Annotated in this window: 24 protein-coding genes; 11 read left to right on the top strand and 13 right to left on the bottom strand. The window is 69.0% G+C overall.

All coding sequences use genetic code 11. The annotated features are described in order from the left end of the window. Nucleotides 1-114 precede the first annotated feature (114 nt). On the top strand, nucleotides 115-888 hold the full coding sequence (locus tag KEC55_RS16070) for a phytanoyl-CoA dioxygenase family protein (RefSeq protein ID WP_282506185.1): 774 nt from the start codon (nucleotides 115-117) through the stop codon (nucleotides 886-888). 150 nt (nucleotides 889-1038) lie between these two features. On the opposite strand, the gene KEC55_RS16065 is transcribed toward KEC55_RS16070, so the two are convergent. After that, nucleotides 1039-1245 (bottom strand): DUF3185 family protein, encoded by a 207-nt coding sequence (locus KEC55_RS16065; RefSeq protein ID WP_176050785.1) that lies wholly within the window; start codon nucleotides 1243-1245, stop codon nucleotides 1039-1041. A gap of 191 nt (nucleotides 1246-1436) precedes the next feature. Here KEC55_RS16065 and mgrA point away from each other — a divergent pair, with 191 nt between their 5' ends. Then, the gene (mgrA, locus tag KEC55_RS16060; RefSeq protein ID WP_176050784.1) at nucleotides 1437-2480 is read left to right on the top strand and encodes an L-glyceraldehyde 3-phosphate reductase; all 1044 of its coding nucleotides are present in this window, start codon (nucleotides 1437-1439) and stop codon (nucleotides 2478-2480) included. 111 nt (nucleotides 2481-2591) lie between these two features. On the opposite strand, the gene KEC55_RS16055 is transcribed toward mgrA, so the two are convergent. Further along, nucleotides 2592-2777: a hypothetical protein gene (locus KEC55_RS16055; protein ID WP_011353526.1), complete on the bottom strand. Its 186-nt coding sequence runs from the start codon at nucleotides 2775-2777 to the stop codon at nucleotides 2592-2594. A gap of 302 nt (nucleotides 2778-3079) precedes the next feature. After that, nucleotides 3080-3967 carry a DMT family transporter gene (locus tag KEC55_RS16050; protein ID WP_282506184.1) on the bottom strand — a complete coding sequence of 296 codons (888 nt, stop codon included), beginning with the start codon at nucleotides 3965-3967 and terminating at the stop codon, nucleotides 3080-3082. Between the two features lie 788 nt (nucleotides 3968-4755). On the opposite strand from KEC55_RS16050, the gene KEC55_RS16045 reads away from it, so the two are divergent. Beyond that, complete coding sequence (locus tag KEC55_RS16045) at nucleotides 4756-4968, top strand: hypothetical protein (protein WP_011353523.1); 213 nt, start codon at nucleotides 4756-4758, stop codon at nucleotides 4966-4968. 58 nt (nucleotides 4969-5026) lie between these two features. Further along, the gene (locus KEC55_RS16040) at nucleotides 5027-6049 is read left to right on the top strand and encodes a serine/threonine protein kinase (protein ID WP_282506183.1); all 1023 of its coding nucleotides are present in this window, start codon (nucleotides 5027-5029) and stop codon (nucleotides 6047-6049) included. An 81-nt stretch (nucleotides 6050-6130) separates the two neighbouring features. On the opposite strand, the gene KEC55_RS16035 is transcribed toward KEC55_RS16040, so the two are convergent. Together KEC55_RS16035 and KEC55_RS16030 are read right to left on the bottom strand one after the other, a co-directional pair. After that, nucleotides 6131-7573: a coniferyl aldehyde dehydrogenase gene (locus KEC55_RS16035; protein WP_282506182.1), complete on the bottom strand. Its 1443-nt coding sequence runs from the start codon at nucleotides 7571-7573 to the stop codon at nucleotides 6131-6133. After that, nucleotides 7570-8076 carry a hypothetical protein gene (locus tag KEC55_RS16030; RefSeq protein WP_282506180.1) on the bottom strand — a complete coding sequence of 169 codons (507 nt, stop codon included), beginning with the start codon at nucleotides 8074-8076 and terminating at the stop codon, nucleotides 7570-7572. The genes KEC55_RS16035 and KEC55_RS16030 overlap by 4 nt, the downstream gene beginning before the upstream one ends. Before the next feature lie 508 nt (nucleotides 8077-8584). On the opposite strand from KEC55_RS16030, the gene KEC55_RS16025 reads away from it, so the two are divergent. After that, nucleotides 8585-10225: a GMC family oxidoreductase gene (locus KEC55_RS16025; protein ID WP_282506179.1), complete on the top strand. Its 1641-nt coding sequence runs from the start codon at nucleotides 8585-8587 to the stop codon at nucleotides 10223-10225. Between the two features lie 29 nt (nucleotides 10226-10254). On the opposite strand, the gene KEC55_RS16020 is transcribed toward KEC55_RS16025, so the two are convergent. From KEC55_RS16020 to fliF, 6 genes are read right to left on the bottom strand one after another with little or no spacing between them, the layout of a single operon-like run. Then, nucleotides 10255-11607, bottom strand: coding sequence for a flagellar hook-length control protein FliK (locus KEC55_RS16020; protein ID WP_282506178.1), 1353 nt, complete (start codon nucleotides 11605-11607; stop codon nucleotides 10255-10257). 31 nt (nucleotides 11608-11638) lie between these two features. Continuing rightward, complete coding sequence (fliJ, locus tag KEC55_RS16015; protein ID WP_282506177.1) at nucleotides 11639-12097, bottom strand: flagellar export protein FliJ; 459 nt, start codon at nucleotides 12095-12097, stop codon at nucleotides 11639-11641. A gap of 5 nt (nucleotides 12098-12102) precedes the next feature. Continuing rightward, nucleotides 12103-13608 (bottom strand): flagellar protein export ATPase FliI, encoded by a 1506-nt coding sequence (gene fliI / locus KEC55_RS16010; protein WP_432626296.1) that lies wholly within the window; start codon nucleotides 13606-13608, stop codon nucleotides 12103-12105. Nucleotides 13609-13640: 32 nt separating this feature from the next. Next, nucleotides 13641-14324: a flagellar assembly protein FliH gene (fliH, locus tag KEC55_RS16005; RefSeq protein ID WP_282506175.1), complete on the bottom strand. Its 684-nt coding sequence runs from the start codon at nucleotides 14322-14324 to the stop codon at nucleotides 13641-13643. Then, nucleotides 14317-15312, bottom strand: a complete 996-nt coding sequence (gene fliG / locus KEC55_RS16000; protein ID WP_176050775.1) for a flagellar motor switch protein FliG — start codon at nucleotides 15310-15312, stop codon at nucleotides 14317-14319. The genes fliH and fliG overlap by 8 nt, the downstream gene beginning before the upstream one ends. Next, nucleotides 15302-17065, bottom strand: coding sequence for a flagellar basal-body MS-ring/collar protein FliF (fliF, locus tag KEC55_RS15995; RefSeq protein ID WP_282506174.1), 1764 nt, complete (start codon nucleotides 17063-17065; stop codon nucleotides 15302-15304). Before fliF ends, fliG begins: the two co-directional genes overlap by 11 nt. Nucleotides 17066-17312: 247 nt before the next feature. Here fliF and fliE point away from each other — a divergent pair, with 247 nt between their 5' ends. From fliE to KEC55_RS15965, 6 genes are all read left to right on the top strand, one after another. Then, nucleotides 17313-17657, top strand: a complete 345-nt coding sequence (gene fliE / locus KEC55_RS15990) for a flagellar hook-basal body complex protein FliE (RefSeq protein ID WP_034190274.1) — start codon at nucleotides 17313-17315, stop codon at nucleotides 17655-17657. A 161-nt stretch (nucleotides 17658-17818) separates the two neighbouring features. After that, nucleotides 17819-18253 (top strand): flagellar export chaperone FliS, encoded by a 435-nt coding sequence (gene fliS, locus KEC55_RS15985; RefSeq protein WP_176050773.1) that lies wholly within the window; start codon nucleotides 17819-17821, stop codon nucleotides 18251-18253. Beyond that, on the top strand, nucleotides 18250-18582 hold the full coding sequence (locus KEC55_RS15980; protein WP_176050772.1) for a flagellar protein FliT: 333 nt from the start codon (nucleotides 18250-18252) through the stop codon (nucleotides 18580-18582). The genes fliS and KEC55_RS15980 overlap by 4 nt, the downstream gene beginning before the upstream one ends. A 100-nt stretch (nucleotides 18583-18682) precedes the next feature. After that, on the top strand, nucleotides 18683-20050 hold the full coding sequence (locus KEC55_RS15975) for a flagellar hook-length control protein FliK (protein ID WP_282506173.1): 1368 nt from the start codon (nucleotides 18683-18685) through the stop codon (nucleotides 20048-20050). Beyond that, on the top strand, nucleotides 20047-20364 hold the full coding sequence (locus KEC55_RS15970; protein WP_175905225.1) for an EscU/YscU/HrcU family type III secretion system export apparatus switch protein: 318 nt from the start codon (nucleotides 20047-20049) through the stop codon (nucleotides 20362-20364). Before KEC55_RS15975 ends, KEC55_RS15970 begins: the two co-directional genes overlap by 4 nt. Nucleotides 20365-20634: 270 nt before the next feature. After that, the gene (locus KEC55_RS15965; protein WP_282506172.1) at nucleotides 20635-21369 is read left to right on the top strand and encodes a PepSY-associated TM helix domain-containing protein; all 735 of its coding nucleotides are present in this window, start codon (nucleotides 20635-20637) and stop codon (nucleotides 21367-21369) included. Between the two features lie 67 nt (nucleotides 21370-21436). Here the strand turns inward: KEC55_RS15965 and KEC55_RS15960 are convergent, their stop codons facing one another. Further along, a complete protein-coding gene (locus tag KEC55_RS15960; RefSeq protein WP_282506171.1) occupies nucleotides 21437-22462 on the bottom strand; it encodes an XdhC family protein in 1026 nt (341 codons plus the stop codon). 265 nt (nucleotides 22463-22727) lie between these two features. After that, a complete protein-coding gene (locus tag KEC55_RS15955) occupies nucleotides 22728-24134 on the bottom strand; it encodes an amino acid permease (protein WP_282506170.1) in 1407 nt (468 codons plus the stop codon). Between the last annotated feature and the right edge of the window lie 198 nt (nucleotides 24135-24332).

Here is a 24332-nt window from a genome sequence, read left to right as displayed (position 1 = left end):
TGCGCCGGATCAAATCAGCGATTGGCATGCCCCTGCGTACGACAATGGTGCTGTTCGCGGCATCCGGCGCCGATTTACAATCGTCACATTCACACAATAAACGTCTGGCATCCCATGTCGTCTCCATTGCAGTCGGAATCGATCCGCGCGCAAGTCGCGGAATTGCGCGAGCGCGGCTTCGTCGTCGCGCGTGGCCTCGTCGGCGAGCAGCAGTGCGCGACGCTCAGGCAGATCGCGGAGCGCCAGTTGCGTGAGGCCGCCGAGCCGATCGAATTCGAGGCCGACCTGCGCTACCCGGGCGCGCCCGAGTCGAAGCATGCGCCGGGCGGGCACACGGTGCGGCGGCTGCTCGATGCGTACTCGCGCGATCCGGCGTTCGCCGAGCGCGCGATCGCGCCCGAAATCGGCGCTTGGATGCGCGAGTATTTCGGCGAAGAACCCGTGCTGTCGCGCGCGCATCACAACTGCATGATGACGAAGCATCCCGCGTACGGCAGCCTGACGGGCTGGCACCGCGATTTCCGCTACTGGTCGTTCGCGCGCCCGGACATGGTGTCGGTGTGGCTCGCGCTGGGGCCGGAAACGAACGAGAACGGCGCACTGTGGCTCGTGCCGGGTTCGCATACGGCCGAATTCGGGCCGGAAGCGTTCGACGATGCGAAATTCTTCCGCGGCGACCTGCCGGAGAACCGCAAGATGATCGACGCGGCCACGTGCCCGTCGCTGCAGACGGGCGACGTCGTGTTCTTCCACAGCAACACGCTGCATTCGGCCGGGCAGAACCGCTCCGACCAGGTGAAGTTCTCACTCGTGTACACGTATCACGGCGCGAGCAACCGGCCGGTGCCCGGCACGCGCTCGGCGTCGAAGCAGGAAGTGCAGTTCTAGGCGTGAATCGGGCAGCGCGGTGAGGCCGCGATGCCAAGGCGATGCGGCGCATCGCCGGCGAACGAAGCAACGGGCGGCCTGGCCGCCCGTTTCGTTTGGCGCGGCCCGGTTGGTTGACGCGGGCCGTGCGTACATCGTGCGGCTAGGCGATCAGCGTTTGCCGCCCGGCATCGCGAGGCCGATCAGGCCGACGAACGATGCGACGGCGCCGCCGACGATCAGCAGGATCGTCTTCGTCGCGGGTGAACCGGTAAAGAAGCGCGACACGTTGTCGTTGATCGAATGGAACGACTGGCCGCCGAAGTACAGCAGCGCGACGCCGCCGACGAGCAGTGCAACCGAGATGACTCGGGACATACCAACCTCGCTGAAACGGTGATTCGAGACGCCGCAGTGTAGGCGACGACCGCGGTCGCGTCCATCGCCTTGCCCGCCGTGCGCGCGCGGGCCGCTTTCGTTACCATAGTCGTCGTATGACTCCTTCGCCGTCGCCGCGCCGTGCGCGCGGCAAGCGCGTCCCTTCCCCGATGTCCAGACGGAACAGACTCATGGCCTACGAAGCAGCTTCCGAACGTTATGCCGGCATGCAATACCGCACCTGCGGCAAATCCGGGCTCAAACTGCCCGCCCTGTCGCTTGGCCTGTGGCACAACTTCGGCGACTCGACGCCGATTTCGACGCAGCGCGAGATCCTGCGCACCGCGTTCGACCTCGGCATCAACCACTTCGATCTCGCGAACAACTACGGGCCGCCGTACGGCAGCGCCGAGACCAACTTCGGCCGGCTGCTGAAGGAGGATTTCCGGCCGTATCGCGACGAGCTGCTGATCTCGACGAAGGCCGGCTGGGACATGTGGCCGGGGCCGTACGGCAGCGGCGGCGGGTCGCGCAAGTACGTGCTCGCGAGCCTCGACCAGAGCCTGCAGCGGATGGGGCTCGACTACGTCGACATCTTCTATTCGCACCGCTTCGATGCGCACACGCCGCTGGAGGAAACGGCGGGCGCGCTGGCAGCAGCCGTGCAGCAGGGCAAGGCGCTCTATATCGGCATTTCGTCGTATTCGGCCGCGAAGACGCGCGAGATGGCCGAGCTGCTCGCGCAGTATCGCGTGCCGCTGCTGATCCACCAGCCGTCGTACAACATGCTGAACCGCTGGATCGAGAGCGATCTGCTCGGCACGCTCGACGACGTCGGCGCGGGCAGCATCGCGTTCACGCCGCTCGCGCAGGGGCTGCTGACGTCGAAGTACCTGAACGGCGTGCCGGCCGATGCGCGCGTGAACAAGCCGGGCGGCGGCTCGCTGAAGCAGGATCACCTGAGCGCGGACAACCTCGAGCACGTGCGCAAGCTCAACGCGATCGCCGAACGGCGCGGGCAGAGCCTCGCGCAGATGGCGTTGGCGTGGGTGCTGCGCAATGGCCGCGTGACGTCCGCGCTGATCGGCGCGAGCCGTGCGGAGCAGGTACGCGAAAACGTCGGCGCGTTGAAGAACCTCGAATTCTCGGCGGAGGAACTCGCGGAGATCGATCGTTACGCGACCGAAGGCGGCATCAATCTGTGGGAAAAACCCTCCACCGATCAGGCGATCTGACCGGGAGTCGATACGGCATGCGAAACAATATCGCGTGCCGTATCGCGGGCTTGCGGGCAGCACATCGCATCGCTGCACCGCAGCGATGCGCGTGATACGCCGACAGTCGCGCTAGATCAGCGCGGGCAGCCCTTCAACGAGCAATACCGCGACGCCGACGCCGAGGATGACGCCGAGCACGCGTAGCAGGTTGTGACGGAATTCGGTTGCGCACGGTACCGCGCCGAGAAATAGCGCTCCGGCCAGCGCCATCGGAATCAACAGGATGAAGTCGCCGATCGTGAAGTAGGTCGTCATGCGTGTCTCCAGGTCTTGACCGAAGCCAGCGTGTCAGCGCTCGATTCGGCCCCATGCCGGGTGTTTCTAGTGTTGGTCCGACCCGTTTGCGAGCGGGGCGGTCAATTCGAGTATAGGCAACCGGCGGCGCTTTTCGCTATCCGAACCATTAAAAATCAGCGGAAAGCCGCGCGAAACACGCGTTTTTCCCGCAAGGTAGACGAACGCCTTGCACGCATCTTTCCCGTTCCTTTCGATTTGTGCGAAATGGTCGCATGTGTCGAGGCGGGCCGCCGCACCCGCAGGCGCGGCGGCCCGTCCGCTTACGCGCGCTCGGGTTGCGCGCGGGTGGCCGACGCGCGGAACACGAGCGCGAGCCCCGCGATGATCGCGCCCATGCCGGCGAGCGCGAGCGGCTCGGGCCGGTTGCCGAGCCACACGGCATCCATCAGCGTGGTGACGACGGGCACGAGATAGAACAGGCTCGTCACGTTGACGAGATCGCCGCGCTGCATCAACCGGTAGAACAGCAGTTGCGCGATCACCGAAATCACGATGCCGAGCCACAGCAGCGGTACGACGAATGCCCAGTTCATCTCGAACGACACCGGCCGGAACGGCAGGATCGCGACACACAGCGCGAGGCCGATCGCATTCTGCAGCGGCAGCACGTCGGCGGGCGCCGCGCGTACGCGCTTTTGCAGCAACGAGCCGGCGGTCAGCGCGACGAGTGCGGTGAGCGCGCACGCGATGCCTGCAGCCGACAGGCCGCCCGCGCCACCGCCCGCGCCACGGCACACGACGAGCGCGAGCCCGGCGAGCGACAGCGCGAGACCCGCGACGCGCACGGGCTGCCAGCGTCGCTCGACGATCGCGAGCGTGAGGATCGGCTGGACGCCGAGGATCGTTGCGAGCACACCGGGCGCGATCCCGCGCTCGAGTGCGAGCAGGTAGAAGATCGAATAGCCGCCCATCATCAGCAAGCCGGTCAGCGCGGCCATGCGCCGCTCGCCGCGCGGCGGCAGCCAGCGTTTGCGCATGAAGGCCAGCGCGAGCAGCACGAGCGAGGCGAGTGCGAAGCGTCCGGTGAGAAAGACGAACGCGGACGCGTGACGCAGACCGAGTTCAGAGAAGATCGCGCCGCTGCTCCACAGCAGCACGAAGAGCGACGTCGCGCCATGCGCGGCAAGCGCGCGTTTGAACGAAACCATGTGAATCCACCTGTCGAACGGATCGGAACGTTCCATTCGCGTGCGCAGCAACATGCGGTGCGTCACGACGCACGCACTGAAGCCAACGGGGGCGAATGGAAGACGAAACGGAAGCCGGCTGGTCAGCCGGCGCGCACCGCCGGAGGGGGCGGCGCGGCGCCGACGAGCGGCGGTGCGACAGGAGGAGGCAGGACCGACGGATGTGCGCACGCCTGCGGCCGCGAGTCGAACTGCGGCCGGGATTTTGCGAGGGCGGACGTGAGCGGATGCATCGTGTCGGAATGCGCTTGAACGCGAATGAGCATCAAAGGTACCGCAAGGCCGGTATCGGACGCAACGTCTGTCGGCGACGTCGCGTGTCGAAGGGGGCGGTGCATGCGCAAGCGTTGCCGCGTCGGCCGCGTTCGAGGCTGGGGGAAGGCGATGACGGTGTGCCGTGGTTCGGCAATCGCAGTCGCGCGAATTTGCGTGGCGACGCGGCACCGGGCCCACGATGCGCGCGGGGCGTTCGTCGCGTGCGCGCCGCGGTGATGCCGGGGATTCGGCGGACAGTCACATTCGACAGGGTATGATGGGGGTAACCGGGCGGGCAAGCGTCTGTCCGGCGCAGTGGTTGATTGGAGACATTCGACGAATTCGCGGCACTTCGCCTGCTTCTTCTTCTTTTCGCGCTTCGATAAACCGTGAACAATGGGATTACGCGCAACGCTCCGACGAGAGCGCGCGAATCGTGCATTTGCCGGCTCGCCACCGAGCCGGGTTTCAAGATTCAAGAGTGGGGAACCATCATGCATGTCGGGTCGATTGTCTGCACTACCCATATCGCGGTGCCGAAGGGCGCGCGCGGCATCGTCCAGCGCGTTCTGGGCGACATGGCCATGGTGACCTGGTACGCGGGCGTACCGGGCGAGTCGAAGGAACTCAACACCGAGCCGTTCTTTCTCGAGGACCTGATCGACACCGGCGAATCCGTGCTGCCGGCCGGCGCGGCGCTCCACTGAGCGCATACGCCGTATCGGGCGCTCGTCTTTCGGCCCGGCTGGCGGCACAATGCGGGGCATGACTGACGCTACTTCCGCTCCCGCTTCTCCCGCCGGCCCGCCGTTCGCCGGCCTCACGCCCGAGTGCGTGCTCGACGCGCTCGACAGCGTGCTGATGCCGGCCGGCCTGCGCACCGACGGGCGCCTGCTCGCGCTCAACAGCTACGAAAACCGCGTCTACCAGGTCGGCATCGAAGACGGCCCGCCGGTCGTCGCGAAGTTCTATCGCCCGGCGCGCTGGTCGGACGACGCGATTCTCGAAGAGCATGCGTTCGTCGCCGAACTCGCTGCGCGCGAGATTCCGGCGGTGCCCGCGCGCGCATTCGACGGCCGCACGCTGCACGCGTTCGACGGTTTCCGCTTCTCGGTCTTCGAGCGGCGCGGCGGTCGCGCACCCGATCTCGACCGCAGCGACACGCTCGAATGGCTCGGCCGCTTCATCGGCCGGATTCACGCGGTAGGCGCGACCGAGCCGTATGCCGCGCGCCCCGTGCTCGACATCAATACGTTCGGCTATGAGCCGCGCGACTACCTGCTCGCGCACGATTTTATTCCGGATGACGTACGACCGGCCTATGAGACGGCCGTCAGGCTCGCACTCGAAGGCGTCGAGGCCGCGTTCGAGCGCGCGGGCGACATCCGCCTGCTGCGCACGCACGGCGACTGCCATCCGAGCAACGTGCTGTGGACCGATGCGGGCCCGCATTTCGTCGACTTCGACGACAGCCGGATGGCGCCGGCGGTCCAGGATCTGTGGCTGCTGCTGCCGGGCGATCGCGAAGGCGCGTCGCGCGCGCTGGCCGACCTGCTCGCCGGTTACGAGGATTTCTGCGAATTCGAGCCGCGCGAGCTGCATCTGGTCGAAGCGCTGCGCACGCTGCGGCTGATTCACTATGCGGCATGGCTCGCGCGGCGCTGGGACGATCCCGCGTTTCCGGCCGCCTTCCCGTGGTTCAACACGCATCGTTACTGGGAAGCGCGCGTGCTCGAGTTGCGCGAGCAGATCGGCGCGATGCAGGAAGGGCCGCTCTGGCCCGTGTGACGGCACGCGCGGCATCCACGCCGCGCGGCAGACTGGCGCGGGCCGCGGCGCGATGCGCGCGGCCTATCCGGTGCGACTGCCTTAGAACTTCATCATCAGCTTGATCACCGCGGCGAAGCGCTTGCCGTACGGCGGCGCGATCAGGCCGCGCGTGTTCAGCCGCGCCTGCGTGAGCACGGGCTTCATCTTCGAGAACGTCACGAAGCCGTCGTAGCCGTGATACGCGCCCATGCCGCTCGCACCGACGCCGCCGAACGGCAGGCTGCCGCATGCGATGTGCATCAGCGCCTCGTTGATCGTCACGCCGCCCGAGATCGTTTCGCGCATCACGCGATCGATCGTGCCGCCATCCTCGTCGAACAGGTAGAGCGCGAGCGGACGCGGGCGTGCATTCACGTACGCGATCGCCTCGTCGAGCCGCTCGTAAGGCACGAGCGGCAGCAGCGGCCCGAAGATTTCTTCCTGCATCAGTTGCGACGCGGCCGGCACCTGCGTGACCGCGCACGGCACGAAGCGGCGCGACGCGGGATCGGATTGGGCGTCGGATAGCGGATGCAGTTGCGCGCCGCCCGCCTGCGCGTCGCTCGCGAGTTGCTGCAGGCGCGCGTAGTGACGCGGCGACACGATCGTCGTGTAGTCGCCGTTCGTCGACAGGTCCGGATACATCTTCGCGAAGCGTGCCCGCGCGCGCTCGATGAACGCGGCTTCCATTCCGCGCGGCAACAGCACGTAGTCGGGCGCGATGCAGGTTTGGCCCGCGTTCAGCGTCTTGCCGGCGACGATCGCATCGACGGCCGCATCGAAGCGTGCGTTCGGGCCGACGATCGCCGGCGACTTGCCACCGAGTTCGAGCGTGACGGGCGTGAGGTTGTCGGCGGCCGCGCGCATCACGTGGCGGCCGACATGCGTCGAACCGGTGAACAGCAGGTGATCGAACGGCAGCCCGCTGAACGCGGCGCCGACCTCCGCATCGCCGTTCACGACCGCGACGTGATCGCGCGTGAAGGTCTTGCCGATGAGCTGCTCGAACAGGGCCGACGTGCGCGGCGTCAGTTCGGACATCTTGATGATCGCGCGGTTGCCGGCCGCGAGCGCGCAGATCAGCGGGCCGGCCGCGAGCAGCACCGGATAGTTCCACGGCACGACGATGCCGACCACGCCGAGCGGCTGCGGAATCACCTTCGCGCGCGCCGGGCGCAGCCACTTGTTCATCGGCTTGCGGATCGGCTTCATCCAGCGCTTGCCGTGCTTCAGCGCGTCGTCGATCTCTTCCTTCGCCATCCAGATTTCCGACAGCAGCACTTCCTGCTTCGCGCGATGGCCGAAATCGGCGCTGATCGCTTCGGCCAGTTCATCCGCGTGGTCGATCAGCATCGTGCGCAGCGCGCGCAGGTGCTGCACGCGCGTTTCCCATGCGGGATACGGCGCGCGCAGGTACGCCGCGCGCTGGTCGCGCAGCAGCGCCGTCAGCGCGTCGACCGACGGCAGTGCTTGCGGGGCCAGTTCGGGCAGGTCGTTCTTCATGTCGTCTCCTCCAGTTGGGCCTGGCTGGTCGGCCGGCCGTCACGCCGCACGCGCACGCTCGGCGAGCGCGGCGACGCGGATCGGGTGATGCGGGTCGCGCGGCGCGGGGCCGGATGCGACGTGTGCTCGAAAACCGGTTGCAGCGTGCGGCAGGCGTCGCATCCACGCGACGGTGTGCGTATCTGGAAACCGTGTCGCGGCGCATGGACATGCAACGCGATGCGACTGTTGCCGGGCGCGCGACGCTGCGGCGCGACTGCCCGCTGTTGCACCGAAGCAGGGCAGCGCGACGGGTCCATCAAATCGTGCCGCAGCGCATCGCGCCGCCGCGGCGACAAACCATCCAAACGGTCGGCGACGAAGCGCGCCGTTCGATTTCGATCGACTGCGCGCATGATGCCGAGCATCGCCGCGAGCACAGCCGTTTGAAATGAAATGCGGGCTGCGCGCGTTGCATCCGGAGAACCCGGTCGGCACACGGCCTGCAGAACCTGGCGCTGCATTGTCGTCCCCCCGTTTCGCGACGAATCGACTTCTCGTGGCCGACGTATTGCGCGAAGCGAATCAATACATCTTAAATTTAGTTCACGCGGGCGTTTAGAGGAATCGCTCTTGAATCCGCGCGCCGCACGCATGACGGCCGTTCCTACAATGCCCGGACGCTAGGGTCTGTTTGCATATGGAACGCACATGCGTTGCCCCGAGAAGGGCCGCTCGCGAGGCGCGCGACGCCGCGAATACTGACGTATTCGCAAGGAGCGCAACGTGGCGAGCGGCCCTTCTCGGGGCAACCCCAAATTGAAGAGTTCATGTCACGGGAATGCCCGAAATCGCCCGTATGGCGGCGTCGCTCGTCGCTTGTTTGGCTCGGCCAAACGGCGCTCCTCACTTCTTGCCCTACGAGCGATTTCGGGCATTCGCATGTGCGTTCCATATGCAAACAGACCCTATAGAGGGGACGCGGTCGCGCGGCGGTGCCGGGCGCCTTCCATGACACGACGGAGACGTGACATGCAATACGACTACATCATCGTCGGCGGCGGTTCGGGCGGGTCGAGCCTGGCAGGCCGTCTCGCCGATGCCTGCCCCGATGCGACGATCGCGCTGATCGAGGCCGGCTCGCATACGGAGCGCAACCTGCTCGTCAACATGCCGGTCGGCATCGCGGCGCTGGTGCCGTTCAAGCTCGGCACGAATTACGGCTACGAGACGGTGCCGCAGCCGGGCCTTGGCGGGCGGCGCGGCTACCAGCCGCGCGGGCGCGGGATGGGCGGGTCGAGCGCGATCAACGCGATGATCTACACGCGCGGCCATCCGGGCGACTACGACGAGTGGGCGCAGCTCGGCGCGACGGGCTGGGGCTGGCAGGACGTGCTGCCGTATTTCCGCCGCGCGGAAGGCAACGAACGCGGCGCGGATGCGTGGCACGGCGCGGACGGCCCGCTGTCGGTGTCGGATCTGCGCTTTCGCAATCCGTTCTCCGAACGATTCATCCAGGCCGCGCACGCGGCCGGCTATCCGCTGAACGACGACTTCAACGGCGCGACGCAGGAAGGCGTCGGCTTCTATCAGGTCACGCACCGCGACGGCTCGCGCTGCAGTGTGGCGCGTGCGTATATCTACGGACGCAACCGGCCGAACCTGCACGTGATTACCGATGCGACGGTGCTGCGCGTCGGCTTCGACGGCAAGCGCGCGGTCGGCGTCGCGGTATCGCGCAACGGCCGCGTCGAGACGCTCGGCGCGCGCGCGGAAGTGATCCTGTCGGCCGGCGCGTTCAATTCGCCGCAACTGCTGATGTGCTCGGGGATCGGCCCGGCCGAGCAACTGCGCCGGCACGGGATCGCGGTCGTGCAGGATGCGCCGGACGTCGGCGCGAACCTGATCGACCATATCGACTTCATCATCAACACGCGCGTGAATTCGTCGGAGCTGGTCGGCGTGTGTCTGCGCGGAATCGCGAAGATGACGCCCGCGCTCGCGCGCTATTTCTCGAGCCGCACGGGGATGATGACGAGCAACGTCGCGGAGGCCGGCGGCTTCATCAAGAGCGATCCGTCGCTCGAACGTCCCGACCTGCAACTGCATTTCTGCACGGCGCTCGTCGACGACCACAACCGCAAGATGCACTGGGGGTTCGGCTATTCGCTGCACGTGTGCGCGCTGCGGCCGTTCAGCCGCGGCACGGTCGCGCTCGCGACCGGCGATGCGCGCGACGCGCCGCTGATCGATCCGCGCTTTTTCAGCGATTCACGCGATCTCGACCTGCTCGTGCGCGGCACGCAGGCGATGCGCCGGATCCTGTCGCAGGCGCCGCTTGCGTCGCAGGGCGGGCGCGAGCTGTACACGCGGGCAGACCAGAGCGAAGCCGAGCTGCGCAAGACGATCGTCGAGCATGCCGACACGATCTATCACCCGGTCGGTACCTGCCGGATGGGTTCGGATGCGCGCGCGGTCGTCGATCCGCAACTGCGCGTGCGCGGCGTCGAAGGGCTGCGTGTGGTCGATGCGTCGGTGATGCCGACGCTGGTCGGCGGGAACACGAATGCGCCGTCGGTGATGATCGGCGAACGCGCCGCGGACTTCATCGTCGCGGCGCGCAAGGGTGGCGTGCCGCGTGGCGAGGCGGCTGCCGCGGTGCACGGCCGCTGAACGCGGCGCGCGCACGGCAGCGGCCATGCTCAGGCAAACGTATCGACGAGGCCGGCGCGGCTCACGCTTGCGGCGGCCGGTGCGGATTGCGCAACGTCGGCCGGTGCATCGACGGCTGACGATCCGCCGTTCCCGCGCCGCGACGACTGGCCGCCAGCGAAGGTCTGTTGCGGGTTCTGCTGCTGGGAGGCGAAGCCGCCGTCGCTGACGGTCGTGCTGCCGAGCCCGAGCCCGCCGGCTTCCATCGCCTCGCGCAGCTTCGGCAACGCGGCTTCGACGGCCTCGCGCACCTGCGCGTGCTGCGACACGAACAGCGCGTGCGCATGGTTGTCCGCGACGCGCAGCACGACCTGCAGCGGCCCGAGATCGGGCGGGTTGAGCGTCAGCTCGGCGCTCTGCTGGTGCGCATTCGACAGGAACACGACCTTCTGGCTCAGTGCGTCCGTCCAGTCGGCGGTGCCGACGTGCGGTGCGAGCGCGTGCGCGTTGGCCGCGGCGATCGCACTGGCGGCCGGAGACAGCTGCAGGTTGGCCTGCGCGGCGGCCGCGGCCGTTGCGCCGGCCGCGAGCGTCGCGCTGGCGGCCGGATCGGTCGCGTCGCTGGCGGCCGCGAGTGCGTGCTGAGCGCCGGACTGCGCGTTCGCATCGGCCTGCAGCGCCTGCGGCGTGGCCTGGGTCGGCGTCTGCTGGGTGGCGAGCGCGCCTTTCGCGTCGGCGAGCGACCGGTCGAATGTCGGCACCTTCGGCGTCAGCGGTGCGGCGGTGGTCGAAGTGCTCGCTGCCGGTGCGGAAGCCGTCGCGGCGGCGGACGCGCCGGTCGCCGGCATCGCGATCGCGCCCGCGCCACCCGTCAGCTTGGCGAGCGCGGCTTGCAGCGCGTCGCGGCTCGACGTCGGTTCGAGCGCCTTGGCGGCATGATCGGCCAGCGTCGCCGTGGCGTCGGGCTGGCCGGACACGGCCGTCTTTTGCGCCGCGTTGGCGGCGGCGGCAGCGGCGGCAGCGGCGGTGGCCGCATCGGCCGGCGCCGCATTGTCCGTGCGCGCCTGCAGCTGTGCCTGCAGGGCCGCGGCGGCCGCGAGCGCGGCGGCGTCAGGATTGGTCGTCGCGTTCGCGTCGTCGGTCGACGTGTCGTCGTCCGTGCCGGACGGCTTCGTGCCGGCGGACGGCTTCGACGCAGCCTGCTTCGTCGATGCATCGGGCGTGGCGGTATTCGATGTGTCGCGACGCGTGACGACGCTTTGCTTCAGCGTCTGCGCGAACGGCACGGCGGTCGCGCTCGCCGACGCGTCGTTGCCGGCGGCGGACGAACCCGAGCCGCGGGCGGCCTTGAGTGCGGCGCCGGCGGTGTCGAGCAGCGCGCCGAGCAGGGGCAGGGGAGGCATGACGGTTCTCTCGTTCGAATGCGGTGGTCGGTTACGACGAGCGGGCCGCGTCGGCCCGCATGCGCAGGATCTTCGCGGCGTGTTCGTCGGCGTCGCGCTGTTCGCGCCGGGCCTCGCGCGTCGCTTCCTGCGCGACGCCGCGTGCCTGCAGGATTTCATACGAGCCGACGGTGCGTTTCTTTTGCTGCCAGTTCGGGCGCGCTTCGTCGATGCGGACTTCGGCGGCGGCCAGCACGTTGCGCTGCTGCGCGATCGCTGCGTCGAGCGTGTCGATGAACGCCTGGAAATTGCGCCAGTTGCCGGCAGGCATCCCGTGTTGCGCGGACTGCGCGAAGCGCGCGTGATATTCGTCGCGGTAGCGCAGCAACGCGTCGAGCTGCTCGGCGGCCGAGGTGCGGTCGCGCTGCGCGGTGCCGAGCTGCCTGGCGGCCGAGTCGAGGTCGTCCTGCGCGCGGTCGAGCAGCAGTTGAAGGGGAAAGCTGTGAGCCATCGGGATCAGCCTCCGTAAGCGTCGAACAGCGCATCGAGCCCGGCGAGGCTCGATGCGAACGGCGCGCATTCGCGAAAGCCCTGCTGCAGGAATGCCTCGATGCGCGGGTAGAGCGCGATCGCGCGGTCGAGCTGCGCGTCGCGGCCGGGTGCGTACGCGCCGACCGCGATCAGGTCGCGATTGCGCTGGTAGCGCGACAGCATCTGCTTGAACTGCCGCACGTGGTCGAGATGGCCTTCGTCGATCAGCGCCGTCATCGCGCGGCTGATCGATGCCTCGATGTCGATCGCGGGGTAGTGGCCGGCCTCGGCGAGTGCGCGCGACAGCACGATATGGCCGTCGAGGATCGCGCGCGCCGAATCGGCGATCGGGTCCTGCTGGTCGTCGCCTTCGGTCAGCACCGTGTAGAACGCGGTGATCGAGCCGCCGCCTTCCGGCCCGTTGCCGGTGCGCTCGACGAGCGCGGGCAGCTTCGCGAACACCGACGGCGGATAGCCCTTGGTCGCGGGCGGCTCGCCGATCGCCAGTGCGATCTCGCGCTGCGCCATCGCGTAGCGCGTCAGCGAATCCATCAGCAGCAGCACATGCTTGCCCTGGTCGCGGAAATACTCGGCGAGCGACGTCGCGTAGGCGGCGCCCTGCATCCGCAGCAACGGCGACACGTCGGCCGGCGCGGCGACGACGACCGAACGCGCGAGCCCGTCCTCGCCAAGGATCTGTTCGATGAATTCCTTCACTTCGCGGCCGCGTTCGCCGATCAGCCCGATCACGATCACTTCCGCGCTCGTGTAGCGGGCCATCGTGCCGAGCAGCACCGACTTGCCGACGCCGGAGCCGGCGAACAGGCCCATGCGCTGGCCGCGGCCGACGGTGAGCAGCGCGTTGATCGCACGCACGCCGACATCGAGCACGTGGTGGATCGGTTCGCGCTCGAGCGGGTTGATCGACGGCGCCGAGAGCGGCGCATCGATTTTTGCCGCGAGCGGGCCGAGGCCATCGAGCGGGCGGCCCGACGCGTCGACGACGCGCCCGAGCATTTCCCAGCCGACCGGCAGCCGCTTCGCGCCCGCGAGCGGATCGGCGACGGGCGCGCTTTCGAGCGGCCACACGCGCGCGCCGGGCAGGACGCCCGCGACATCGGTGGTCGGCATCAGGAACAGGCGGTCGCCGGCGAAGCCGACGACTTCGGCTTCCGCGTGCGGCAGCGTGCTGCCGGGCGGCAGTTCGATCGTGCATTCGGCGCCGACCGACAGGCGCAGCCCGATCGCTTCGAGCACGAGGCCGGCCGCGCGCGTGAGGCGCCCGCACGGCCGTAGCGGCAGCGCGCGGTGGCTGCGCGCGGCGAGCCCGTTCAGGTGCGTGCGCCAGTGCGCGAGATGGGGATTGTGCGGCGCGCGCGGCGCGGCGCCGGCGGTGTCGGCGGCCGTGTGCGGCGTCGCGTCGTGTGCGGGGTCGTGCGCGGCAGCCGGGCCGAACGACGCGAGCGCGAGCTCGCGTTCGAGCGGCGTCATGCCGTCGTGAGCGAGCGCCTCGGGCGGCCGCGTTACCACGTGCTCACCTTGCCGATCGCGGCGGCGACGCGCTGCCAGCGCGTGGACAGCGTCGCGTCGACCTCGCCGGTCGCGGCGTGCGCGCGGCAGCCGCCGCGCTCGATCGACGCGTCGGTGCGCACGTTCCAGCCGAGCGTATCGAGATCGTCCTGCAGATAGGCTTCGACGACGGGCAGGTCGGCCGGATTCACCGCCAGATGCGGCGCGCCGGACAGCGCGGGCTCGGCCGCGAGCACGTCGCGCACGGCCGCGACCAGCGCGGCCGGGTCATGCTTCACGTGCTGGCGTACGACCTGCTGCGCGATGTCGAGCGCGAGTTGCGCGATGTCGGAGGCGAGGTCGTGTTCGACGGCCGATACGGCTTCGCGGAACGACGCGGCGAGCGCCGCGAGCTGTGCAGCCTGCTCGCGCACGTCGGCCTGGCCGGCCTCGAAACCCTGTTCGCGGCCCTGCTCGAAACCGGCCTGGTAGCCGAGCGCCTGGCCTTCGACGTGGCCGGCCGCATGGCCCTCGGCGTGCGCGGCGTCGCGCACGCGCTGCAGTTCCTCGGCGAGCGCGGCGGCAGCGGCCGCCGCGTCGTCGGGCGGCGGCGGGGGCGGCGGCGGGTCGAACGACGCCATCTCCCACCGCTGGTACGCGGTGAGGGTGCCCACGCGATCGCTCGCCGAATCAGACATATGCGTCTTCCGCCTTGCCGCCGATCACGATCTGGCCGCTCTCGGCGAGATTGCGCACGATCTGCAGGATGCGGCGCTGCTGCGTTTCGACTTCGGACACGCGCACCGGGCCGCGCGCGTCGAGATCCTCGGCGAGCAGTTCGGCCGCGCGCTGCGACATGTTCGCGAGGAACTTCTGACGCAGCGCGGGCGGCGCACCCTTCAGCGCGATGATCAGCGTTTCCGACTCCACTTCCTTGAGCACCATCTGGATCGCGCGATCCTCGAGCTCGAGCAGGTTCTCGAACACGAACATCTGGTCGACGATCTTCTGCGCGAGATCGGCGTCGTACTGGCGCACGCTTTCGAGCACGCCTTCTTCATGCACGCTCGTCATGAAGTTCAGGATCTCGGCCGCGGTGCGGATGCCGCCCATCGGGCTGCGTTTCAGGTTGTCGCTGCCGGACAGTAGGCCCGTCAGCACGTCGTCGAGTTCGCGCAGCGCGGCCGGCTGGATGCCGTCGAGCGTCGCGATCCGCAGCATCACGTCGTTACGCAGCCGCTCGGTGAAGCACGATGCGATTTCCGACGCCTGGTCGCGGTCGAGGTGCACGAGGATGGTCGCGATGATCTGCGGATGCTCGTTCTTGATCAGTTCGGCCACGGCGCCCGAGTCCATCCACTTCAGGCCCTCGATGCCGCTCGTGTCGCTGCCCTGCAGGATGCGGTCGATCAGCACGCCGGCCTTGTCCTCGCCGAGCGCCTTCGTCAGCACCGAGCGGATGTACTCGCTCGAATCGAGCGACAGCGCGGTGTGCTGCTCGGCTTCCTTCGCGAACTCCTGCAGCACGTCCTCGACCTGCTCGCGCGTGACGTTCTTCAGCGCGGCCATCGCGGCGCCGATCTTCTGGACCTCGCGCGGCGCGAGGAACTTGAATACCTGCGCGGCCTCTTCCTCGCCGATCGACATCAGCAGCAGCGCGCTCTTGGTCAAGCCTTCAGCGTTCATCGGACACCCAGTTCTTCACGACGGTGGCGACGATCTTCGGATCCTGGCGGGCGATCGTGCGCGCGTAGTCGAGGTTGCGTTCGTAGCGGTTCTTCTCGGTTTCGAAGCCGAGCAGCATCGGGTCGGGCTCCTCCGTCCTGGCCAGCGCGGGCAGGCCGTCGAGCGCGACCGGATCGTCCGGTGCGGCGAGCGCCGGCGCGGCCGACTCGGGCGCCGGGAACGCGCGGCGCATCGCCGGGCGCACGAACATGAAGTAGAGCGCCGCCGCGGCCGCCGCGATGCCGAGCCACTTCGCGGCTTCCTTCGCCATCGCGATCATGTCGGGCTGGCGCCACCACGGCAGGTCGGCGTACGGGTCGGCGACGGTCGAGAACGCGCTGTTCACGACGTTCACCGAGTCGCCGCGCTTCTCGTCGTAGCCCATCGCGTCCTTCACGAGCTGCTCGACCTGCGCGAGCTTCGCGGGCGGCAGCGGCTGCATCGTCACGTGGCCCTTCGCGTCGGCGACCGGCTGGTAGTTGACGACGACCGCGACCGACAGCCGCTTCACGTTGCCCATCGGCTGTTCAAGGTGACGGATCGTCTTGTCGACTTCGTAGTTGGTCGTCTGGTCCTTGCGGTCGCTGACGGGCGTCGTCTGCGGCCCGTTCTGGCCGTTGCCGGTGACGATCGGCGCGGAAGCCGGCTGCGGCGGCGTGTTCGACAGCGCGCCCGGCACGCCCGACGCGCCGCCCTGCGCGAGTTCGGTCGCGCTGCTGGTTTGCTGGCTGCGGATCGCGGATTGCTGCGGATTGCCGTTCGGGCCGTAGCTTTCCGACGTCTGCTCGATCTTCGAGAAATCGAGGTCCGCGCTGACCTGCGAACGCGCGTTGCCGGCGCCGAAGATCGGCGCGAGGATCGCGTCGATGCGCTTCTGCGTGTTGTGCTCGACCTGCTGCACGTACTTGAGCTGGCTTGCGTCGAGGCCGGAGGCGGACGCGGTCTGGGTCAGCAGGTTGCCGTCCTGGTCGACGATCGTCACGTTCTTCGCGGGCATGTCGGGCACGCCGGACGACACCATCCGCGTGATTGCCTGGACCTGGCCCTCGTCGAGCACGCGGCCCGGGTAGAGGTCGACGAACACCGACGCGCTCGGCGCTTCCTTGTCGCGCACGAACACCGACGGCTTCGGGATCGCGAGGTGCACGCGCGCGCCGCGCACGGCATTGATCGATTCGATGGTGCGCTGCAGCTCGCCTTCGAGCGCGCGCTGGTAATTGATCTGCTCGGCGAACTGGCTGATGCCGAATTTCTGGTTGTCCATCAGCTCGAAGCCGACCGAGCCACCCTTCGGCAGCCCCATCGCGGCGAGCTTCAGGCGCGTTTCGTGCACCTGGTTCGACGGCACGAGTATCGCGCCGCCGGCATCGGCGAACTTGTAGGGAACGTTTGCCTGCTGGAGCGCGGTAATGATCGCGCCGCCGTCGCGGTCCGACAGGTTGCTGTACAGCACGCGGTAGTCGGGCGCGCGGCTCCACAGCACGAGCGCGGTGATCGCGGCGATCGCGAACGCGACGACGATCAGGAACGGCAGCTTCGGGTTGCCCTTCATCCGCGAGATGCCGGGAATGCGTTCCGCGAAGCCGCCCAGCCCGAAGTCAGCGCCGGCGACGCCCGCGCCCGGCAACGCGGCGGCCGCGGCGGCGCCTGGCGCCGGGCTGGCGAGGCCCGCGCGGGCGTCGGGGTTGATCAGCGAGTTGGCCTGCGAATCCATGCGTCGAGTTTCTCCGGAGCGGGACCACTGAGCTCGCTCGGACGAGCGGGCGGACAATGACACGATGCGATTATCGTGATCTGCGCCGCACTCCGATCGACCGAAAAGAGCGGGGTTTCCCCCGTACTTTCTCGGCTTTGACGCGCGGCGCGCTGCTATCCTTTTTCGCGATCCGGCATGGTGCGCGTGGTGCGGCGCCGGCGGATCCGCCCGGTGCGTCCGGGTCTTCTCTAAGTCTGGGGACAGCATGACTGCGAACGTCAGCGGAATCGGTTCGGTGTTGCAACAGATGCAGTCGATGGCCGCGCAGGCGTCCGGCGGCGTCGCGAGCCCGACGGCGGCGCTTGCCGGCTCGGGCGCGGCGACGGCAAGCACGTTCGCGAGCGCGATGAAGGCGTCGCTCGACAAGATCAGCGGCGACCAGCAGCACGCGCTCGGCGAGGCGAAGGCGTTCGAGGTCGGCGCGCCGAACGTATCGCTGAACGACGTGATGGTCGACATGCAGAAAGCCAACATCGGCTTCCAGTTCGGACTCCAGGTCCGCAACAAGCTCGTGAGCGCCTACAACGACATCATGCAGATGTCGGTGTGACAGGCGGGCCGGGCGGGGCCGGCGAGCCGGCTTTCCGCGCCCGGCGGCCGCCGCGTGCGCCTAAAGCTTTTCAAATCCCTTCCGATAACTCCGGAGAAGGCCGCGCCGTGCGACGCACGGTGGCGGCGACCGTATAGCCAAGGCAGAACAAGGAGAAGCGCATGTTTTCCCCAGGACACGCTGGAGCCAGTGCATACGCGCGTGTCGGCGTCGAGACGGGGGTGATGGGCGCCTCCCCGCACCGGCTGATCGCGATGCTGTACCAGGGCGCGCGGCAAGCGATCGCGCTGGCGCGCATGCATTTGCAGCAAGGTAACGTGCCCGCGCGCGGCGAAGCGATCGGCAAGGCGATCGGGATCGTCGAGAGCGGCCTGCAGGCCTCGCTGAACCGCGACGCGGGCGGCGAGATCGCGGAGCGGCTGTACGCGCTGTACGCGTATATCGGCCGGCGCCTGCTCGACGCGAACGCGCAGGCGAGCGACGCGATGCTGGTCGAGGTCGACGGGCTGCTCGCGACGCTCGAGGAAGCATGGACGGGCATCGCCCCGGAAGTCGCGCGGATGGCCGCGCAACAGGCAGCGGAAGCATCACGATGAATCACAAGGCCGAATACTTCGCACGTTACGAGGCGCTCGCCGCCGTGTCGGGGCGCATGCTGTGCGCCGCCCGCGGCGCCGACTGGAGCGCGTTGCCGGGGTTGCAGGCCGAATTCATGCAGCTTGTCGACGGGCTGAAGGAAGCCGATCCGGGCGTCGCGCTCGACGAATCGGATCTCGGCCGCAAGCTCGACCTGATCCGCCGCATCCTGGCCGACGACGCGGCGATCCGCGATCTCGCGAGCCCGGACGTCGCGCGGCTGTCCGCGCTGTTCGAGGCGCGGCGCTCGACCAAGGTGTTGACCGATCTCTACCGCGCGCGCGGGTAGGGCCCGTTTCCGGGGAGACGGACGCGCTGTACCCGTGGGCGGCACTGGCGTGCCGTGCCCGGATTCGCAACGATGTGGCTGAGGTGAGCAGGCTCCGATCATGACCGGTATCGACACCGTTGCGGCCGCGCTGCTGGCGAGCCGCCTCGACAGCCTGCTGACCGACACCGTATCGGCGCCCGCCGGCGGCGGCGCGACCGCGCAGGTCGGCACGTCGGGCGCCGGCGCGTCGTCCTCGCCCCAGGCCGGCAGCCCGCCGGCCGCGCCGCCGGCCTCCACGCAGACGGCGCTGTCCGATGTCGGACGCGTGCTTGACGCGATTTCGCGCGCGGGCGGCGATGCGACGCCCGCGATTGCCGGGCGCACGCCGCTGCTGGCCGATCCCACCGTGCTGCTGACCGATCCGGCCGTGCCGGCGCCCGTTCCCGCTACACCGTCGTCGGCGGCCTCTGCCCCGGCTACGTCGTCTCCGCCTGCCTCCGCAGCGGCATCGTCCGCCGCGGCCGCACGCGAAGCGGCCGCGCCGTTGCCGGTCGCCGCGCTGCGTGCGGCGCTTGCGCAGGCCGTGAGCGAGAGCGGCCTCTTCTACGAATCCCATCTGGCGCAGTGGCTGGCCGGCCAGCGTCCGTTCGCGGCGCTGATGCGCGAGCCGCAGGCGCGCCTGACGGCCGCGCTCGCGCCGGCCGACCGCGATGCCGTGCCGCCCGGCGCGACCGACCTGCTCGACGAACTGCTGGCGCAGCGTTCGCCGCTACCGGCGACCGCGCGGGCGGCCGCGCAGCCGGGCATACCGGCCCAGGGCGGCGCGCCGGCCCGCGATCCCGCGCAGGCGATGCCGGCGGCTGCCCGGCAGGGCGCATCGTTGCCGGCCGATACCGCTGATCTGCTGGGCGCGCATGCCGACACGCGCTGGACGCCCGCGCGAGCCGACCTGGCTGCCGCGTCGTCCGATCCGCAGGCGCAGACGCTCGCGACCGTCCATCCGGCCGCCGTACCGATCGTCAGGCAGCAGCTCGATGCGCTCGCGACCGACCAGTTTCGCTGGACCGGCGAGGCCTGGCCGGGCGCGCGGCTCGACTGGACGATCGAGCCCGACGAGCCGGGCAACCGAGGGCAGCGCGACGGTGGCGACGACGCGGGCGACGGCATCGCCTGGCGCACGCGCCTGACGCTGACGCTGCCGTCGCTAGGCACGGTCGACGCGGAACTCGTGCTGAACGGCACACAGCTCGTCGCGCGGCTGCGCGCGAACCAGACGGGCGCCGATCGCCTCACGCGAAACGAGGCGGCGCTGCGGCAGCGGCTCGAGGGATCGGGGCTCAAGGTCGGCGGACTGTCGATCCGCGCGGTCGACGACGGGCCGGACGGCTTCGACCTGTTCGCGGCCCAGGCGGCTGCCGCCGCGTATGCGCGCGGGGCGGCCAGCGCCGCGCCGACGCATGTAGCCGACGACGAGGCGCCGCGATGAGCATGACGTCCCGCAAGCGCGCGGCCGCGCTCGTCTACGATCCGAAGGGTGGCGACACGGCGCCACGCGTGGTCGCGAAGGGGTACGGCCTGCTCGCCGAGATGATCGTCGCGCGCGCACGCGATGCGGGGCTGTACGTGCATACGGCGCCGGAGATGGTGTCGCTGCTGATGCAGGTCGATCTCGACGACCGGATTCCGCCGCAGCTCTACCAGGCCGTCGCCGATCTGCTCGCGTGGCTGTACGCGCTCGATCGCACCGAGCCCGCGCCGGACGACGCCGCGCCGCGCTTTCCGCTGCCGCCGCTGCGCTGAAAAGGGCCCGCGTCGCGCGACTTCTTACGAAATGCTGTCTCGGCCTTGCAAGGTCGTTCTGGCGATATGTGTCGCCTATCTGTCTGCATTTCCGCGCAACCTGCGTGCATCGACTGCATTCCTCCGCTAATCCGACCTGCCGCCCGGGAGCGTGACGGATTGAGCCCGCAATAGATTTATGTAATGATATCCATTCTCATTTTCATGTTGCTCGGCCGGCGCGCACACACTGCGCGCCGGCCGTTGTTTTGAACGAATGGATACTTTCGCGTGAACGCGCCCGAAACGATCGACCCGCCCAAGACGGGCATGACGCGCGCCGGCGTCACCGTGCTGCACCCGGCGGGCCGCCATCTGAGCGACGACGAACTGGCCGCGCGCCGCCAGCGCTCGCGCCGCGCCACCTTCATCAAGTGGCTGCGCAAGGTGCACGGCTGGGTCGGGCTGTGGGGCGCGGTGCTCGGGCTGCTGTTCGGCGTGACGGGCGTGCTGCTCAATCACCGCGCGCCGCCGCTGAAGATCCCGACCGGCGAGCCGCAGGTCGAGGAGATGCAGATCGCGCTGCCGAATCCGGTGCCGAAGACGCCCGCCGCAATGACGAAGTGGCTGCAGCAGGAGCTGCATTTCGACGGCAAGCCGGGCCGCATGCGCAAGGAGCCCGCGCAGGCCGTCGCGTGGGGCGACAAACGCGTGATGCAGCCCGAGCACTGGCAGTTCGGCGTGTTCGGCCCGCACCAGAACCTGCAGGCCGAATACTGGGTCGGCAACGGCTACGTGTCGGTGAAGCGCACGGGCAATACGTTCCTCACGACGCTGAACAACCTGCATCGCGGCGTCGGAATGAACCTCGGCTGGGTGCTGCTGATGGATACGATCGCGGGGTCGCTGATCCTGCTGTCGCTGACCGGCGTGCTGTTGTGGACCGAGTTGAACAAGCGTCGCACGGTCGGTGTCGTGCTGGTGGTCGGTTCGGTCGCCGCCGCGCTGGCTGCCGGCCTGACCTGATCGGATCGGCGCGCGCGCGCCAGGCTGCCGCCGGCGCGAACCGGACGGGGCGGCGCGCCGCGGCGGATCAGAGCCCGCAGGCCGCGCCGCTGTTCGCCGCGATCTCGCGGGCGGCCTTCGCGCCTTCGACCTGCAGGATCGTCGGTAGCGACACGTGATTCTTCGCGGCGGTGATCTCGGCGAGGATCGAGATCGCGATTTCCGGCGGCGTTCTGCTGCCGATGTAGATGCCGGCCGGCCCGTGCAGCCGGCCCAGTTCCGCTTCGTTCAGGTCGAATTCGCGCAGTCGTTCGCGCCGCGCCGCGTTGTTGCGCCGCGAGCCGAGCGCACCCACGTAGAACGCGGGCGTCTTCAGCGCCTCCATCAGGGCAAGATCGTCGAGCTTCGGATCGTGCGTCAGCGCGATCACGGCCGAACGCGCGTCAAGTTTCATGTCGAGCACCGTATCGTCGGGCATCGTGCGCACGACCCGCGTGCCCGGCACGTCCCACGCATCCGTGTATTCCTCGCGCGGATCGCACACCGTCACCTGGTAGTCGAGCCCGACCGCGATCTGGCACAGATAGCGCGACAACTGGCCGGCGCCGATCACGAGCATCCGGTAGCGCGGCCCGTGGATCGACACGAGCCGCTCGCCGTCGAACGCGAGTCCGTCCGTCGCCTGCGCGGGCGACAGCGACGCGCGGCCGGTCGCGAGCGTCATCGTTCGCGTGACGAGGCGGCCGGCCTCGACTTCCGCGCATAGCGAGGCAATCCCACTGTCGCGCGTGAGCGGCTCGAGCACGAGCTGGATCGTGCCGCCGCACGGCAACCCGAAGCGGTGCGCTTCCTCGGCCGTCACGCCGTACTTGAGCGCCTCCGGGCGCGCGTCGGCCGCGATCCCGCTCGCGTGCACGCGAGCGATCAGGTCGTCCTCGATGCAGCCGCCGGACACGGAGCCGACCACCAGGCCGTCCTCGCGCACCGCGAGCATCGCGCCCTCGGGGCGCGGCGACGAGCCCCACGTCTTCACGACCGTCACGAGCAGGACGCGGCGTCCTTCTTCGAGCCAGCGCGCGCTGGATTTCAGTACATCGAGATCGACGCTTTCCATCATCTTTTCCTGTTGCCGGACGGCCCGTTGCCGGGGACCGTCGTTCGATGGCGGGATTATGAACCGCGTGGCGCGCGCGTGCAGGCAGCGCGCAAAACGTGCGCGCAAATCCGCAGGATCGGGCAAGACTTCGCGACGATCGGACAGCGCTCGATCGCGGGAGCGGCGCAGCGGCCGGTTCGGGGGAGGCGGTTGCCGCGCGGGGCCGGTGGCGGCCCCGCGGGGTGTCGCGTCATCGCGTGCGGTGAGCGCGCGATGACGGCGTTCAGTGTGCGTCGTCGTGGCCGTGCGCGAGCTTCGAGTGGTGGCGCGAGTACAGGAAGTAGATCACGAGGCCGATCACGAGCCAGATGCCAAATGCGGCCCACGTGACGGGCTGCAGGTTCAGCATCAGGAACAGGCACGCGGCGACCGCGAGGATCGGCACCACGGGCACGCCCGGGCAGCGGAACGCGCGCGGCAGGTCGGGATGCGTGCGGCGCAGCACGAGCACCGCGATCGACACCATCGAGAACGCCGCGAGCGTGCCGATGTTGATCAGCTCGGCGAGCACGTTGAGCGGCACGAGCGCGGCGATCAGGCCGAAGAACAGGCCGACGAGCCAGGTCGTCAGGAACGGCGTCGCGTAGCGCGGGTGCACGCGCGAGAGCATCGCCGGCAGCAGCCCGTCGCGCGACATCGCGAAGATCACGCGCGTCTGGCCGTAGCTCATCACGAGGATCACGGTCAGCATGCCGAGCACGGCGCCGAGATCGATGAAGCCCGCGACCCACTTCTCGCCGGCGACCTGCAGCGCGTACGAGATCGGGTGCGAGATGTTCGCGTACTGGGCCGCCGGCACGATGCCGGTCGCGACCGCGGCGACCGTCACGTACAGCACCGCGCACACCGCGAGCGACGCGATGATGCCGATCGGCAGGTCGCGTTTCGGGTTCTTCACTTCCTCGGCGGCCGACGACACCGCGTCGAAGCCGATGAACGCGAAGAACATCACGGCTGCCGCGCCGAACACGCCGTTCCAGCCGTGCGGCATGAACGGTTTCCAGTTCGCGGGCGTCACGTGGAACAGGCCGACCGCGATCACGAGCAGCACGACCGACACCTTGATGAACACCATGATGTTGTTGATGCGGGTCGATTCGCGGATGCCGATCGACAGCAGCGTCGTGATCACGATCATCACGAGGAACGCGGGCAGGTTGAACCACGTGACGACACCCGGCACCGCGCCGGGCGCAGCCGTCAGCACGGTCGGCAGCGACAGCCCGAAGCCCTGCAGCAGCGACTGCAGGTAGCCCGACCAGCCGACCGACACGGCCGACGACGCGAGGCCGTACTCGAGCATCAGGTCCCAGCCGATGATCCACGCGACGAGCTCGCCGAGCGTTGCGTACGAGTACGTGTAGATCGAGCCGGCGACGGGGATCGTCGACGCGAATTCCGCGTACGACAGCGCCGCGAGGCCGCATGCGATCGCGGCGATCACGAACGACAGCATCAGCGCGGGGCCGGCCTGCACGGCGCCGGTGCCGGTCAGCACGAAGATGCCGGTGCCGATGATCGCGCCGATGCCGAGGAAGGTGAGGTCGATCGCGCCGAGCGCTTTCTTGAGCCCGGCGGCGTGCGCGCCGGCGATCATGCGATCGACGTTTTTCTTGCGGAAGAGAGACATTGCGGATGAATCGCCAGCGCGCGCAGGCGCGGGGGCGCTGACTGAGTGAAAACCCGTAATTTTAGCCGATTTGACGAACAAGACCCGCTGCGGCGCAGCGGCGCGTCGCGGAATCGTCCGATAAAACAAGCGCTTGCGCTTGATGCGGGCGGCAGTTGAGGGAGACGCGGCGTGCGCCGCGTCATGGAATCGGACGAA

It is taken from the genome of Burkholderia cepacia (assembly GCF_029962485.1).
Lineage (GTDB): Bacteria > Pseudomonadota > Gammaproteobacteria > Burkholderiales > Burkholderiaceae > Burkholderia.
This window is presented reverse-complemented; position numbering and strand designations above follow the sequence as displayed.

Coding starts and splice junctions, on each gene's coding strand:
- KEC55_RS16070 (WP_282506185.1), top strand. CDS start 115: ATGTCGTCTCCATTGCAGTCGGAATCGATCCGCGCGCAAGTCGCGGAA.
- KEC55_RS16065 (WP_176050785.1), bottom strand. CDS start 1,245: ATGTCCCGAGTCATCTCGGTTGCACTGCTCGTCGGCGGCGTCGCGCTG.
- mgrA (WP_176050784.1), top strand. CDS start 1,437: ATGGCCTACGAAGCAGCTTCCGAACGTTATGCCGGCATGCAATACCGC.
- KEC55_RS16055 (WP_011353526.1), bottom strand. CDS start 2,777: ATGACGACCTACTTCACGATCGGCGACTTCATCCTGTTGATTCCGATG.
- KEC55_RS16050 (WP_282506184.1), bottom strand. CDS start 3,967: ATGGTTTCGTTCAAACGCGCGCTTGCCGCGCATGGCGCGACGTCGCTC.
- KEC55_RS16045 (WP_011353523.1), top strand. CDS start 4,756: ATGCATGTCGGGTCGATTGTCTGCACTACCCATATCGCGGTGCCGAAG.
- KEC55_RS16040 (WP_282506183.1), top strand. CDS start 5,027: ATGACTGACGCTACTTCCGCTCCCGCTTCTCCCGCCGGCCCGCCGTTC.
- KEC55_RS16035 (WP_282506182.1), bottom strand. CDS start 7,573: ATGAAGAACGACCTGCCCGAACTGGCCCCGCAAGCACTGCCGTCGGTC.
- KEC55_RS16030 (WP_282506180.1), bottom strand. CDS start 8,076: ATGCAGCGCCAGGTTCTGCAGGCCGTGTGCCGACCGGGTTCTCCGGAT.
- KEC55_RS16025 (WP_282506179.1), top strand. CDS start 8,585: ATGCAATACGACTACATCATCGTCGGCGGCGGTTCGGGCGGGTCGAGC.
- KEC55_RS16020 (WP_282506178.1), bottom strand. CDS start 11,607: ATGCCTCCCCTGCCCCTGCTCGGCGCGCTGCTCGACACCGCCGGCGCC.
- fliJ (WP_282506177.1), bottom strand. CDS start 12,097: ATGGCTCACAGCTTTCCCCTTCAACTGCTGCTCGACCGCGCGCAGGAC.
- fliI (WP_432626296.1), bottom strand. CDS start 13,608: ATGACGCCGCTCGAACGCGAGCTCGCGCTCGCGTCGTTCGGCCCGGCT.
- fliH (WP_282506175.1), bottom strand. CDS start 14,324: ATGTCTGATTCGGCGAGCGATCGCGTGGGCACCCTCACCGCGTACCAG.
- fliG (WP_176050775.1), bottom strand. CDS start 15,312: ATGAACGCTGAAGGCTTGACCAAGAGCGCGCTGCTGCTGATGTCGATC.
- fliF (WP_282506174.1), bottom strand. CDS start 17,065: ATGGATTCGCAGGCCAACTCGCTGATCAACCCCGACGCCCGCGCGGGC.
- fliE (WP_034190274.1), top strand. CDS start 17,313: ATGACTGCGAACGTCAGCGGAATCGGTTCGGTGTTGCAACAGATGCAG.
- fliS (WP_176050773.1), top strand. CDS start 17,819: ATGTTTTCCCCAGGACACGCTGGAGCCAGTGCATACGCGCGTGTCGGC.
- KEC55_RS15980 (WP_176050772.1), top strand. CDS start 18,250: ATGAATCACAAGGCCGAATACTTCGCACGTTACGAGGCGCTCGCCGCC.
- KEC55_RS15975 (WP_282506173.1), top strand. CDS start 18,683: ATGACCGGTATCGACACCGTTGCGGCCGCGCTGCTGGCGAGCCGCCTC.
- KEC55_RS15970 (WP_175905225.1), top strand. CDS start 20,047: ATGAGCATGACGTCCCGCAAGCGCGCGGCCGCGCTCGTCTACGATCCG.
- KEC55_RS15960 (WP_282506171.1), bottom strand. CDS start 22,462: ATGGAAAGCGTCGATCTCGATGTACTGAAATCCAGCGCGCGCTGGCTC.
- KEC55_RS15955 (WP_282506170.1), bottom strand. CDS start 24,134: ATGTCTCTCTTCCGCAAGAAAAACGTCGATCGCATGATCGCCGGCGCG.